General features: G+C 55.4%; 10 protein-coding genes. All 10 read left to right on the top strand.

The window, feature by feature from the left end:
* The first annotated feature begins 251 nt into the window (after nt 1-251).
* The 10 genes from JNK54_06370 to JNK54_06325 all read left to right on the top strand — a co-directional run bounded on the left by JNK54_06370 (nt 252) and on the right by JNK54_06325 (nt 13,792).
* Complete coding sequence (locus JNK54_06370; protein MBL8023890.1) at nt 252-3,557, top strand: hypothetical protein; 3,306 nt, start codon at nt 252-254, stop codon at nt 3,555-3,557.
* A 294-nt stretch (nt 3,558-3,851) separates the two neighbouring features.
* Nucleotides 3,852-4,001: a hypothetical protein gene (locus JNK54_06365; GenBank protein MBL8023889.1), complete on the top strand. Its 150-nt coding sequence runs from the start codon at nt 3,852-3,854 to the stop codon at nt 3,999-4,001.
* Nucleotides 4,002-4,207: 206 nt separating this feature from the next.
* On the top strand, nt 4,208-4,423 hold the full coding sequence (locus tag JNK54_06360) for a DUF2283 domain-containing protein (protein MBL8023888.1): 216 nt from the start codon (nt 4,208-4,210) through the stop codon (nt 4,421-4,423).
* Nucleotides 4,424-5,002: 579 nt separating this feature from the next.
* On the top strand, nt 5,003-7,363 hold the full coding sequence (gene ilvB / locus JNK54_06355) for a biosynthetic-type acetolactate synthase large subunit (protein MBL8023887.1): 2,361 nt from the start codon (nt 5,003-5,005) through the stop codon (nt 7,361-7,363).
* Nucleotides 7,364-7,553: 190 nt separating this feature from the next.
* On the top strand, nt 7,554-8,600 hold the full coding sequence (gene ilvC, locus JNK54_06350) for a ketol-acid reductoisomerase (GenBank protein ID MBL8023886.1): 1,047 nt from the start codon (nt 7,554-7,556) through the stop codon (nt 8,598-8,600).
* A gap of 70 nt (nt 8,601-8,670) precedes the next feature.
* Nucleotides 8,671-9,324 (top strand): phosphatidylserine decarboxylase, encoded by a 654-nt coding sequence (locus JNK54_06345; protein ID MBL8023885.1) that lies wholly within the window; start codon nt 8,671-8,673, stop codon nt 9,322-9,324.
* Nucleotides 9,324-10,217: a CDP-diacylglycerol--serine O-phosphatidyltransferase gene (pssA, locus tag JNK54_06340; protein ID MBL8023884.1), complete on the top strand. Its 894-nt coding sequence runs from the start codon at nt 9,324-9,326 to the stop codon at nt 10,215-10,217. Before JNK54_06345 ends, pssA begins: the two co-directional genes overlap by 1 nt.
* 4 nt (nt 10,218-10,221) lie before the next feature.
* Entirely contained in the window at nt 10,222-11,778 is a 1,557-nt protein-coding gene (locus JNK54_06335) for a 2-isopropylmalate synthase (GenBank protein MBL8023883.1), read from the top strand.
* Nucleotides 11,778-13,178 carry a 3-isopropylmalate dehydratase large subunit gene (leuC, locus tag JNK54_06330; protein MBL8023882.1) on the top strand — a complete coding sequence of 467 codons (1,401 nt, stop codon included), beginning with the start codon at nt 11,778-11,780 and terminating at the stop codon, nt 13,176-13,178. Before JNK54_06335 ends, leuC begins: the two co-directional genes overlap by 1 nt.
* Entirely contained in the window at nt 13,175-13,792 is a 618-nt protein-coding gene (locus JNK54_06325) for a 3-isopropylmalate dehydratase small subunit (GenBank protein ID MBL8023881.1), read from the top strand. Before leuC ends, JNK54_06325 begins: the two co-directional genes overlap by 4 nt.
* Nucleotides 13,793-13,797 lie beyond the last annotated feature (5 nt).

Here is a 13,797-nt window from a genome sequence, read left to right as displayed (position 1 = left end):
GATATTTGTCAATGGCGATGGAATGCGGTCTGATCAGGAAGAGTCGTATGAATCGAGAGATTTATGTAGGGATCTGTGAGAGCCTGGGGGTGGAATCCCCCGGGCTACTCGACCCTCAGTTGCTTGGTCTACGAAACCCTTGAATTATGGACGTTCCTGCTGTATATGGAAGGGGCCGTTCCTCAGTGGACGGTTGATCGCGGGGCCGGTAGAGTCGGCTCCATTATTTTGCCTTAGGGTGGACTTCTCGGGTGACAAAACGGTTGGCATTTTTGGTTTCAATATTTATTGTTGGCGGCGTTGCCTGGGCCGATTTCAACTTCATGGTTCAGGGGCGCCTTTCCGACAACAACGGGAACCCCATCGGAACACCGACCTCGGTGGAATGGCGGCTTTACCGGGATGGCGATCCCGCCACCACGGGCGGGACTCCGGTGTATACCGAAACTGGCCTCATTACCCCCATTAACCCTCAAGGCGTTTTTTCTTATGAGCTGGGATCCGGTACCCCCGTGGGATCGCCCTTGGATGCCTCCGCCTATGCGGGCAGTGAACCTCTCTATGCGCTTTTGAGCGTCGCGGGAACTCCGCTCCTACCCAAACTCCGTGTGACACCGGTCCCGCGGTCCCATGTGGCCACTCTGGCGGAATCCGTCCAAGCGGGTGGTGTGAATACTGCGGCGTTACAAGACGGAGCGGTGACGGGTGTAAAAATAGCCACAAGTTCCATTTCAGGAAGCCACGTGAGCGGCACCGCCCAATTGAACGTAGACCGGATCGGGTTAGGTGGCGCCCCGGCCACGAGCCTTGACCTCAGCGCCAAGAGCGACGCGGTAAGGCTCCCCACCGGAACAAGTGCCGAGCGCCCAGGCACCCCCGCCAATGGGGACACCCGCTACAACAGCACCTTGAACGCGGTGGAAAGTTATGTGAACGGGAGTTGGCAAACGGTGTCGACCGGTGATGGGACGGTGACGAGCGTTGGCGCGAACGCGCCGCTGTCGAGCTCGGGGGGTACCACGCCCACGATTTCTGTTTCCCGCGCCAACGCGAGCACGGACGGTTACCTGGCGAGCGGGGACTGGGCGACGTTCAATAGCAAAGTGGATTCGGCCCTGCCGGCGGGTCAGATTCTTGTGGGGGACGGATCGAATGCGGTGGCGGGGGTGGCTCTGTCCGGTGACGCAACGATTTCTTCGGCGGGTGCGGTGACGCTTACGAGCACCGGGACCGCGGGGACGTATACCAAAGTCACGACGGACGCCAAAGGGCGAGTGACGGTGGGGGACACGCTAAGCGCGGGGGACATTCCCAACCTGGACGCCGCGAAAATCACCAGTGGGGTTCTGGATGCGGCGCGGATCCCCGCGGGGACCGACAGCGGAAAACTCCCCCTTGCTGGCGGGACCATGAGCGGATCGATTGATATGGGGGGAAACAACGTGACCAATGCCGGCTCTGTTGCCGCCTCCACCGTCACCGTGGGGGGAAACAATGTCATTTCAACGAACGCTCCTCTCACCTCCGGCAGTGTCCTCTTCGCCAACGGGGCGGCGTCGGCGGGGCAGGACAACAGCAACTTCTTCTGGGACAATGCCAACAAAAGGCTGGGCATCGGGACGGGGAGCCCCGGAGTGAAATTGAATGTTTACAGCAGTGAGACTGTTGGGAGTAATTTGTTATTGGCAATTATTAACAGCGTTGGATCGGATAATCGAGGGAGTAGTATTTTTCGTGTTTCGCGAAATGGGAATTACTTGGACATAGAACAAAACGCGGGAAATGGAGGATTCCGGTACGGGACTTTTGCGGACACCAACTTTATCAATAGTCTTAATTCACTTGTGGGTCCGTGGGGAAATTTAAATTTTCTTACGGGAGGGGCAGGAGGAACAGGAATTGCGATGGTCATCGCTGGGGGGACCCGCCAAGGGAATGTGGGCATAGGGACGACATCACCCACCTCAGTGTTGCATTTGAAGGCAGGGACAGCCACCGCGAACACCGCGCCGTTAAAGTTTACGGCGGGGACGAGTTTGACGACGCCGGAGGTGGGGGCCTTGGAATTTGATGGTACGAACCTCTATTTTTCGACCAACACCACCAACCGTCAGACTTTTGCTTTTCAGGGGAGCGCGGGGACTTTGTCGGGACTGACGTCCGGGAGCGTGCTGTTCGCCAACGGGGCGGCGTCGGCGGGGCAGGACAACGGAAACTTCTTTTGGGACAACACCAATAAACGGCTCGGGATTGGAACGGTGAACCCAGGGGCGAAGTTGGATATTTATGATGTTTCTTCGGCGTTTCCCGCTTCTAGCGGGGCGTCTCAAAGCGCGGGTCAGCGGCTTCGTTTGGGGCGAACTGATGGGGCTGTATTGGACATCGGGTCGGCTGGAGGTTCGGGGCTCTGGTTACAAACAGGAAATGGACTGAACCTTGCGACAACGTATCCTATGTTGATTAATCCAAACGGGGGGAATGTTGGTATCGGGACCACAAGTCCTGAAACTACTCTTCACGTTTCGGGTCGATCTCAGTTCATCGATACAAGTGGGTATAACAATCGGGCCATTATTATTGGGAGAACAACCACTGATGCTGCTGTTAAAAGTAGCGCGTTAACCTCAAGACATTGGCTCAATTCGGAAGAACCCGTGACTCTCATTGGGGCCGCAATTGATGATAGCGCTGTTAGTGCAGTGGCTATTGGAGGAGGTTATACTAACAATAACGCGGCGACTGAACTTCGTTTTTACACGGCTCCAGATAACACGACCCTTACGGGAACACGGAAGATGACTCTTGTTTCCTCAGGCAACGTGGGAATTGGAACGACGAACCCCAATGGGAAGTTGGACGTGAATCAGACGACCGCGGGATCGGTGGCGGTTCAGGGGCAAAACGCGGGAACCGTTTATTGGAAAGTGGTGAGTCCGGCCGGGGGGATTACGGGGGGGTATAACGCGGCGGACGCGGTGGAGTATGTGGCGAAGGACTCGGTGACGGGGCGGTCGATTAATGCGGCGGGGACAATTAACGCCAGCGGGGCGGACTTTGCGGAGTGGGTGGATTGGGAGGGGCCTATTCCAGCAATGGGATCGATCGTTATGTACCGGGGAGTTTATGTGGTGGTATCGTCCACCCAAACGGCGGCGTTTGTGGGGAACGATATCAAAGAACCGGGGCACGGGATGCTGGTGGCTTTTGCGGGGCAATTGCCGGTTCTGGTCAGAGGGAAAGTTCATGAAGGGGATTTGATTGTGGCCAACGGTGACGGGACTGGGCGGGGGGTTCCGCGGAGTTCGGCGACCATGGCCGAGATACAAAATGCTGTGGGGACCTCCTGGGCCTCGTCGTCTGATCTTGGATTAAAACGGGTCAATGTGGCGGTGGGGATTGGGCTGGCGGGGGGAAGTTTGGTCGACAAGAAAATTTTGCGGCTCGAAACTGAAAATGTTGAAATGAAGGTTGAAAACAAAAGACTAACAACAGAAAATGAACAGATAAAAAATCGGTTAGGACAAATCGAAAAACGTCTTTCTGGAATGAAGAATTAGCGTAAGGACCCGGGGCCGAGAGCTTAGGTGGGTTGTCTGCGACGGGGTATTAAAGATGAAGCCAACCACGGTATATCATGACGCCAAACCTGGGGAAATCCGGGCAGAGGAATGGAAGTCCGTTTCTTCGCTTGATGGGGCATGAATGTAGACAATTTAACCCAAAATCCCCAGTTGAATCACGGGATTCGACAAAAAAATCGGGCCTTTTTCCTTCCCAAAAAAGTTTGTCCGTATTCCCCGCGACCGCGCTAGCGGAAGTGTGACGGCGCTAGCCAGGAATGCCAAGGGGGAATGGCCCGCGTGGGAAGGGCCTACGACCTGCACTTTTTTGTTCGTAAAAAAGCCCGCTTTTTTCGTCTCGCATCAGCGGCTCTGCCGCTTCAGGTGCCAGGCTCTCTGAGCCTGGCCGGTCCTCGCGCCCAACTGAAGATTCCGAACTAAGGAAACGTCCTGAGGTCCGATAGGTATGGATAGAAACCGTTTTGAAGTCACCGATGAAACGGGTAACTCAAGAAAATGGGCGGATCAGTTTTTGGAGGGGGATCGAAGAGTTTGATGGTCGCGTTTTGCGCGTTATAACGTTAGAGGATGGAGAGACGGTTCACAACGCGTATTTTGATCGAGGATTTAAGAGATAGGAGGAATCCATGAAATTGAATTATTATGGGGATACGGATTCGCTGTATATTGATTTGAATTCGAGGCCAAGCGCGGAGACACGGGAGATAGTGGAAGGCCTTCTTGTGGACCTGGACAAGGACGGTCGTGTGGTCGGCATCGATATCGACCACGCGTCGACAATGAGGGACTTGAAAAAGTTGGAACTTTTGCACTTGCCCGTGGTGGAGATCAACGCGGCCTAATCATTGGGAAAGCAGCGGGAGGGGGTTTTCAGCAGAATCATATTGTATACATAATGGGTGATAGCAACATGCCCAGACAATCTCGATTGGATGTTTCTGGGGCATTTCCGCACGTGATGGGAAGAGGGATAGAACGACGGCCCTTTTTTGTTGACGATGCAGACCAACCAGAATTTCTGTCCTGGATTAAAAAGATGATGGCGGATAAGTGGTGGTAGAATTGGCTTGAGCAGCAAGAATGATGGCTGTCATGGATGAGGACGCCGCCAAACGCGGAGAAACAGGGGCGAAGAATAGGTGTCCTGGCTCAATGGCGTATGTATACAATAAATGCTACGTCCCCTAAGGCTAAGACTAAAAAAAAACTTGACATTTAAACCGCTTTGCTGTTAGACTGGTTCCCATGTTAAACAATCGAGCTCTTAGCGTTGTCGTTCTTTTGGTCCGGGGCGTTGTCCCGGGCCTGGGGAGTGGTGCGCGATAGCCGGTTGTTTTAACGAAAAGTTTGAGAGACCGCCGGCGCAGGAATCCGGCGGTTTTTTTGTTTTCGGGTAAAATCCAATTAAAAAGAGGAATCCCATGAACGGTGATCCAAAAAATGCGTTGCATCTCATCTCTTGTTTGGTGGAAGATCGGCCCGGCGTTTTGGCGCGCATCAGCGGACTGATTTCAGCCCGTGGTTTTAACATTGATTCCTTGGCGGTCGGCGCCACACAAATTTCTGAAATTTCTCGCATCTCCCTGGTTTGCCGTGGGGACCACCGGGTGGTGGGCCAGATCGTCAATCAGTTGAACAAGCTGGTGGACGTGATCCGCGTGGCGGATTTGAGCTGGGACGACTGTATGGACAGTGAGCTCATGTTGGTGAAAATTGCGATGCCAAGCGGTCGCGAGGCTTTGGACACCGTGTGCCGGGTGTTTCATGCCCGGGTGACCGATTTGGGTCAAGATGGCTTCATTGTGGAAGCCGCGGGCCGAGGCGAAGAAACCGATGCTTTGATTCAAGCTTTGGAACCCTTTGGCATTCTAGAAGTGTCCCGTACTGGTCGGATCGCTTTGCAGCGGGGGAAAACCTTGGATGTGACCGCGGACCTGATGCCTCACGCGGAAGAGAAGCGGCCTGTGCCCGGTGGCGGTGAAACCATGACCGGGGCGGACATGATCCCCCGCGTTTTCGCCCAAGAAGGGGTGGACACGGTGTTCGGTTATTCGGGCGGGGCCATCCTCCCGGGGATCGACGCTTTTTTCCGGTTTAACGAAAAACAACCGGAGAACAAACAAATTCGATTCATCGTGCCGGCCAACGAGCAGGGGGCGGGGTTCATGGCCTCCGGTTATGCCCGGTCCACCGGGAAAGTGGGTGTGGCGTTTGTGACCTCAGGGCCCGGGGCCACGAACACGGTGACCCCCATCCGGGACGCGGCCGCGGATTCGATCCCTCTGGTGGTGTTAACGGGGCAGGTGCCCCGGCCCGCGATTGGGTCGGACGCGTTTCAAGAGGCGCCCATATTCAACATTATGATGTCCTGCGCCAAGCATGTCTTTTTGGTGGAGAAACCGGAAGACCTGGAAGCCACCCTTCGCACGGCGTTTTGGATTGCACGGACCGGTCGGCCAGGGCCCGTGGTCGTCGATATCCCCAAAGACGTGCAATTGTGGCAAGGCCCCTATCATGGGGCCGGACTTCTTCCGTTGCGGGGGTATCGACGGCGGGTGGAAGCGTTGGCTAAGGCCCATCTGTCGGAAGAGGCGGGGCGGATCTTTTTTGAACGGTTATCCGTGGCGGAACGGCCCCTCCTTTATGTTGGTGGAGGGGTGATCAACAGTGGAGCGGCGGCGGAGTTGCGGGAGTTTGCCGAAGCGTTCCATCTGCCGGTGGTGACCTCCCTCATGGGGATCGGATCCCTGGACAACCATCATGCCCAATCGTTCCATATGTTGGGCATGCACGGGACAGCTTTCGCCAATTACGCCGTGGACGATTGCGATTTCCTGTTTTCCATCGGGGCCCGGTTTGACGATCGGGTGGCTGGAAAAGTGGCGGAGTTCGCGCCCAAAGCCACCTTTGTTGGGCACATGGACATCGACCCGGCGGAAATCGGGAAGGTGAAAATGGCCACCTGGAGTCATGTGTCTGACGCGAAGCGGGGATTGCGGGACTTAATTGACGCCGGACGGCGGATCGGTTTTAAAAAAGATTATTCCGCCTGGTGGAAGGAGTTGGAAGCCAGTCGTAACGATCACGCGTTGAACTACGATCGGAAGAGCGTTCTCCTTCAGCCCTATCGCGTGTTGGAGATCCTTTCGGAATTGACGAAAGGCGACGCGATCCTGACCACGGGTGTGGGACAACACCAAATGTGGGCCGCCCAGTACGGGCACCACAAGTTGCCCCGGCATTTCTTGACCTCCGGGAGTATGGGGACCATGGGGTTTGGTTTGCCCGCGGCCATTGGGGCCCAGTTCGCCAATCCGGGCAAAACTGTTATCAATATCGACGGGGATGGAAGCATTCGCATGAACCTGGGCGAGTTGGAGACGGTGACAACCTATGATTTGCCCGTCAAAGTCCTTCTCTTGAACAATGAGGGGGATGGGATGGTGCGCCAATGGCAAACCCTGTATTTCGGCAAGCGTTATTTTGCCATTGATAAAAATCTTCACTCCATTCAGTTCGTGAAGGCCGCCGAGGCGATGGGGTTCCCCTTTGCTCGTCGTGTTTCCAAACAAGACGAACTGGAAGGGGCGCTGCGGGATTTCGTTTCCACCTCTGGCCCCGCGTTTTTGGAGGTCATGATCGACACGAAGGCTATGGTGTACCCTATGGTGGGGCCCGGGTCGGCCTATAAAGATATGGTCACCGGGGAGTGGATCAAGTCCCGGGGAAAAGGGGCGGCGGTGTCGGAACCGAAAGGCGACGCGGTTCCCGACCTCTTCTAGAGTTGTTATAATCGAACTTCGTAACTGCTCAGGGGATTGATCGGTTCACCGTTAGAAAACCCCACCCTCTCCCCGCCCCTCTCCCGCGAGCGGGAGAGGGAGAAAGGCAAAGGCTCTCCCTTAAGCGGGAGAGGGAGAAAGGTCAGGGCCTGAGTTGTTACCAAATTTCTTTTTATTCAAAGGAGCTTCCATGAACACGGCAAACGAAAAAAAAATTGAACTGAAAGCAAAAACTTTTTATGACAAAGACGGTGATCTGAATTTGCTCAAAGGCAAAAAGATCGTCGTGTTGGGCTACGGGTCCCAGGGGCACGCCCAGGCGTTGAACCTCAAAGATTCAGGATTGAACGTGGTGGTCGCTGTTCGCCCCAGTGGTCGAGGGTATACCTTGGCCGTAAAACACGGGTGGACCGCGGGCAAAGATCTGATCTCCAACAACGTGGAGGCCATTAAAGACGCGGACTGGATTCATTTCCTCCTCCCCGACGAAGCCCAGGGGAAAGTGTGGCGTGAAGAAGTGGCGCCGAACATGAAGAAGGGTGTGGTCCTTTCCTGGTCCCACGGGTTTAACATTCGGTTTGGCCAAGTGACTCCGCCTAAAGAGGCGGATGTTGTGCTCATCGCCCCCAAGGGCCCGGGCCATTTGGTTCGACGCACTTACGAAGAAGGCAAGGGAACCCCCGCGTTGGTTGCGGTGGAACAGGATTATTCCGGCAAGGCGTTGAGCCTCGCCCTCGCCTTTTGTAAGGCCATTGGGGCCACACGGGCGGGCGTGATTGAAACCACGTTTACCGAAGAGACCGAGACCGACCTTTTCGGCGAACAGAACGTCTTGTGCGGCGGTGTGGTGGACCTGGTGAAAGCCGGGTTCGAAACCTTGATCGAGGCCGGGTATCAACCGGAAATCGCTTATTTTGAATGTCTTCACGAATTGAAGTTGATCACCGACATGATTCAAGAAGGGGGGATTGGGTGGATGAACTACTCCATCTCCGATACCGCCGAGTACGGAGAATACAGTCGGGGGCCCCGGTTGGTGACGTGTGAAACCAAAGCCCAGATGAAACGGAACCTGAAAGAGGTCCAAAACGGTGTGTTTGCCCGGGAATATTTGATGGAAAAGGCCATGGGTAGCACGGTGATCAACTCCCACCGGAGGGCCACCGCGGCTCACCCGATTGAAATCGTTGGTGAAAAACTTCGGGCGATGATGCCTTGGCTTAAGAAAAAAGAATAGGGAGAACTTTTTGTTGGGCGGGGGGCAGTGGGGGTTGGTGTTTCTACATTTTCACGGGAGATGATTGTATATGAATGATCCGTCACGGTTTATCCCTATTGCGGGGGATGGGTGGAAGTTCGTTTTGGCCTTTGCAATTTTGGGGGGACTTTTTTCTGCCTTGGGTCCGTGGTTTTCCCGATCGGTGGGGGTGATCCTTCTTCTGTTGGCGGTCTTTTCTCTCTACTTCTTTCGGGACGGGAAACGAAGCATTCCCGTCACGACGGACATTTTGTCTCCGGCGGACGGGCGGGTGTTGGAAGTGGCGGACATTGACGGCGAAGGGTATGGTCAGGGCCGGGTGGTGCGGATTTTCCTTTCGGTTTTGGACGGGCACGTGCAACGGGCCCCAGTGGCGGGCCAGGTGACTCGGACAGAATACCGGGCGGGCTCCTTCCTGGACGCCCGGAACCCCCGGGCGCCTTTCGTGAACGAGGCCAACAGCATCGAATTTAATACGCCTCAGGGAAAAGTGATGATTCGGCAAATCGCCGGATTTATTGCCCGCCGTATCCTTTGTTGGGTTCGGCCTGAAGACAACGTGGTTTTGGGTGAACGGGTGGGCTTGATCCGTTTTGGTTCCCAGGTGGATCTTTACGTTCCGCCGGGGGTGGAAATTTTGGTCAAAGAAGGGCAACGGGTTCGCGCTGGGGAAACTGTCATGGCGCGGTGGGGGAAATCCTAATGAAATTGAGCGGACGGCGCAGTTTTTTACAGGGTATTTTCGATATTCGGCGGGAGAGAACCCCTACTTTACCTGAGGCCTCTTTGGCTCCGCGTCCGCCCGCCCGGCGGGGAATTTATCTGTTGCCTTCCCTCTTAACCCTGGGGAACATGGGGTTGGGCTTTTTTGCCATTACCCAAGCGGTTTCCGGCCATTATGGGATGGCCGCCAAGGCGATTTTGTTGGGGCATGTGTTGGATATTTTTGACGGGGTCGTGGCTCGGTTGACCCGCACCACCAGCCGGTTCGGCATTGAACTGGATTCCTTGGCGGATTGGATTACTTTCGGGATCGCTCCCGCTCTGTTGATGTACGAGATGGTCTTAAAGAACAATCCCTCTTGGGGGTTTGCCATCGCGTTGTTGTTTGTGATTTGTGGAGCGTTGCGGTTAGCCCGGTTTAACCTGAAGGCCCAAATGGGCGAGCCGTCCGGAGGTGGATTTGTGGGGTTGCCCACGCCCGCCGCGGGTGGGGTATTGGCTATTTTTGCATTGCTTTATTCCATTCAGGAGATCGGTCTTCCGATCCGAAGTCTGCGGCTGGTCATGAATCAGGTGCCGGTGTTCTATGAAGTGGTGCCGGCGGTGATGTTGTTGCTCTGTCTTCTCATGGTCTCGAACGTCCACTACGCGAAGTTTCGGGTCCAGAACTTGGTTCGGCCGCGGGGATTGCGGGCCCTGGTGATTACGGTATTGGCGTTGCTCATGATTTGGGTTTATCCTCAGAACATGATCTTCATTCTCTATGTGTCGTATATTCTGTGGGGGCTGGTGGGATATTTTATTTTTCGCTCGCGTCCCCAAGAAACGAAACCGGTGGTGAAAGTGGATCCTCTGGACAATTACGGTAAATAACCCCATGAAAAAAACCGATCGTTTGATTATCTTTGATACCACCCTGCGTGACGGAGAGCAATCTCCCGGCGCCAGCCTGAACATCCCTGAGAAACTGCAGGCCGCTCGGCAATTGGCGGAACTGGGTGTGGATGTGATTGAGGCGGGGTTTCCTGTGTCTAGCCCCGGAGACTTTGAAGCGGTAAAAACCATTGCCCAGGAGATCCGAGGAGCCGAAATTTGTGGGTTGGCCCGGGCCGTAAAAGGGGACATCGATGCCTGTTGGAACGCGGTGAAACATTCCAAACGTCCCCGTATTCATACCTTTATTGCCACGTCCGACCTTCATATCGTTCAGAAACTGAGGATGACCCGTCAGCAGGTTTTGGATCGCGCGGTGGAATGTGTTCGCTACGCGAGTCAATTTACCGAAAATGTGGAGTTCTCCGCGGAAGACGCTGTTCGTACGGATTTCGATTACCTCTGTCAGGTGATTGAAGCCGTGATCGACGCGGGGGCCGCGACGGTCAATATCCCGGACACCGTGGGGTATTCCATTCCTTCCGAGTGGGGGGAGAAAATCCACCGTTTGATTTCCCGGGTTCCGAACATTAAAAAAGCCGTGGTGAGCGTTCATTGCCACAACGATTTGGGGTTGGCGGTTTCCAATTCTTTGGCGGCGGTCCAAAACGGGGCTCGCCAGGTGGAATGTACTGTGAACGGGATTGGGGAGCGGGCTGGGAACGCTTCCTTAGAAGAAATCGTGATGGCCATTCGGACACGGAAAGATTTGTTCCAGCTGACCTCCCGGGTGAACACGAAAGAGATCGCCCGGTCCAGCCGATTGATTTCTAAATTGACGGGAATCCCCGTTCAGCCCAACAAGGCCGTGGTGGGGGCGAACGCTTTTGCCCACTCTTCGGGGATCCATCAGGACGGGGTACTGAAATCCCGTACCACTTACGAGATCATGAACCCTTCCGACGTTGGCGTGGAAGAAAGCGCCCTGCTCCTCACCGCCCGTTCCGGGCGTAACGGGGTTCAGAACCGATTGAAACATTTGGGGTATACCCTGACCGCGCCGAAATTGGATGTTTTGTTTGGGAAATTCAAGACCTTGGCCGACAAGAAAAAGTATGTCTTTGACGACGATCTGTTGGCCCTGGTGGAAGAGGAAGGCCGAGACAAAACGGTGGAAGTTTTTCATTTGGATTATCTCAATACCACGTCGGGGACGGGCATTGTCCCCACGGCCACGGTTCGTTTGAAAAAAGAAGGGAAGGTCTTTCAAGAGGCGGCCTGCGGGGACGGTCCTGTGGACGCGGCCTACCGGGCGATGGATAAAATCACCGGGTTGTCCCCCGAACTGAAAGATTACACCTTGCGTTCCCTTTCCTCTGGGACGGATGCTCAGGGGGATGTGGTGGTTAAAGTGGAGAACCAGGGGCTCGTGGTGTCGGGCAAAGGGACATCCACCGACATCGTTGAAGCCAGCGCCAAGGCCTATCTGAACGCCTTGAATAAAATCATTTCAAACCCGGTCGGCAAGAAAAAACCGGTTGTCGAAAAGCGAGGGATGTGATGGGTAAAACACTTCTGGATAAAGTTTGGGATCTGCACACGGTTCGGGAATTGCCCAACGGGCAGACCCAGTTGTTTATTGGGTTGCATCTCATTCATGAGGTGACCAGCCCCCAGGCGTTTCAAATGATTCGGGAGAAAGGGCTGAAAGTGGCTTTCCCTGAACGGACGTTTGCCACAGCGGATCACATCATTCCCACCGAAGATCAGGCCCGTCCGTTTGCCGACGGTTTGGCGGAAGAAATGATGGCCGCTTTGGAAAAGAATTGTCATGAATTTGGTGTCAAATACTTCGATTTCAAGTCGGGCGAGCAAGGGGTTGTTCACGTGGTGGGCCCGGAACAGGGGCTCACTCAGCCGGGATTGACCGTGGCGTGCGGGGACAGCCACACGTCGACCCATGGAGCTTTCGGCGCCATCGCCTTTGGTGTGGGCACCACCCAGATTCGGGATATATTGGCCACCCAAACCTTGGCTCTTTCCCGGCCCAAGGTCCGACGCATTCACGTGTCGGGTCGGCTGGGGAAAGGGGTTTACGCGAAGGATGTTATTTTGGCGGTGATCCGCGCTTTGGGTGTGAAAGGCGGCATTGGATTTGCCTACGAGTTCGCCGGCGAAACGATTACGGGCATGAGCATGGAAGAGCGGTTGACTGTGTGCAACATGGCGATTGAGGGGGGCGCCCGGGTGGGGTACATCAATCCGGATCAAACCACCGTGGACTATTTGCGCGGTCGTCCTTTTGCCCCACAAAATTCCGATTTTGGGCGAGCCTCCGACTGGTGGCTTTCTATGGCGTCGGACAGAGACGCCGCGTTTGCCGATGCCTTTTCGTTGGATGGTGCGGCTTTAGAACCCCAGGTGGCTTGGGGCATTAACCCCGGTCAGGCGGTGGGTGTTTCTGAAAACCTTCCTATGCCGGGGGCGTCGTCGGGTGGAGATCGGGCCAGTTTGGAAGAGGCCTATCGGTTTACTTCTTTTGCTCCGGGTTCGCCTGTTCGTGATATCCCGATCAATGTGGCGTTTATTGGGTCCTGCACCAACGGCCGATTGTCGGACCTGCGTGAAGCGGCCAAGGTGGCCAAGGGACGTCACGTGGCCCAGGGGGTTCGGGCTCTGGTGGTGCCGGGGTCCCAAAAGGTGCAGAGGCAGGCGGAAGCTGAGGGATTAAACGAGCTTTTCAGGGCCGCGGGTTTTGAATGGCGGAACGCGGGGTGTTCCATGTGTTTGGCCATGAATCCGGACAAATTAAAGGGGCGAGAAATTAGCGCTTCCAGTTCCAACCGCAACTTTATTGGTCGCCAGGGCAGTGCCACGGGTCGCACACTTCTCATGAGTCCGGCCATGGTGGCGGCCGCCGCTATTCAGGGGCGCGTGTCCGATGTGAGGGAGATGCTATGAGCGTCAATACAGTCATTCAAAACGTGAAGGGGCGGGGTGTTGCTGTTCCGGGGGACGATATCGACACGGATCGCATCATGCCGGCCCGGTATCTCCGTTGCGTGACGTTTGCGGACATCGGGCAATACACTTTTCAAGACGAACGGTTTGATCCCCAGGGGAAAGAGAAGCCTCACCCTTTTAATGACCCCAAACACCGGGGGGCTTCTGTTTTGGTAACCAACAAAAACTTTGGTTGTGGATCTTCCCGGGAGCACGCCCCCCAGGGGATTCTGCGCTGGGGGATCCGGGCTATTGTGGCGGAATCGTTTGCGGAAATTTTTGCGGGAAACTGCACGGCCATCGGTCTCCCGACGGTGACGGCCCAAGAAGCCGATGTCCGATCCCTCATGGCCTATGTGACGGACCACCCCGAGGGGGACGTGGCATTGGATGTGGAAGCGCTCACGGTTTCTTTTGGCGAGAAGAGGATCTCTGTTGAAATGCGGGAGTCCTCGCGCGCGCTCTTTTTAGAAGGATCATGGGATTCCAGCGCGACGTTGCTCTCCGCCATGGACGCGGTGAAAGAGAAGGCGCGCAAACTGCCTTATGTCCAATGGGGTGCCCAGGGATGATTTCG

The organism is Elusimicrobiota bacterium (genome assembly GCA_016788905.1).
Taxonomy (GTDB): Bacteria; Elusimicrobiota; Elusimicrobia; order FEN-1173; family FEN-1173; genus JADKHR01.
Note: the sequence above shows the minus strand (reverse complement) of the source record. Positions and strands in the feature narration are given on the sequence as shown.

Coding starts and splice junctions, on each gene's coding strand:
- JNK54_06365 (MBL8023889.1), top strand. CDS start 3,852: ATGGCCCGCGTGGGAAGGGCCTACGACCTGCACTTTTTTGTTCGTAAA.
- leuC (MBL8023882.1), top strand. CDS start 11,778: ATGGGTAAAACACTTCTGGATAAAGTTTGGGATCTGCACACGGTTCGG.
- ilvC (MBL8023886.1), top strand. CDS start 7,554: ATGAACACGGCAAACGAAAAAAAAATTGAACTGAAAGCAAAAACTTTT.
- JNK54_06325 (MBL8023881.1), top strand. CDS start 13,175: ATGAGCGTCAATACAGTCATTCAAAACGTGAAGGGGCGGGGTGTTGCT.
- pssA (MBL8023884.1), top strand. CDS start 9,324: ATGAAATTGAGCGGACGGCGCAGTTTTTTACAGGGTATTTTCGATATT.
- JNK54_06360 (MBL8023888.1), top strand. CDS start 4,208: ATGAAATTGAATTATTATGGGGATACGGATTCGCTGTATATTGATTTG.
- JNK54_06345 (MBL8023885.1), top strand. CDS start 8,671: ATGAATGATCCGTCACGGTTTATCCCTATTGCGGGGGATGGGTGGAAG.
- ilvB (MBL8023887.1), top strand. CDS start 5,003: ATGAACGGTGATCCAAAAAATGCGTTGCATCTCATCTCTTGTTTGGTG.
- JNK54_06335 (MBL8023883.1), top strand. CDS start 10,222: ATGAAAAAAACCGATCGTTTGATTATCTTTGATACCACCCTGCGTGAC.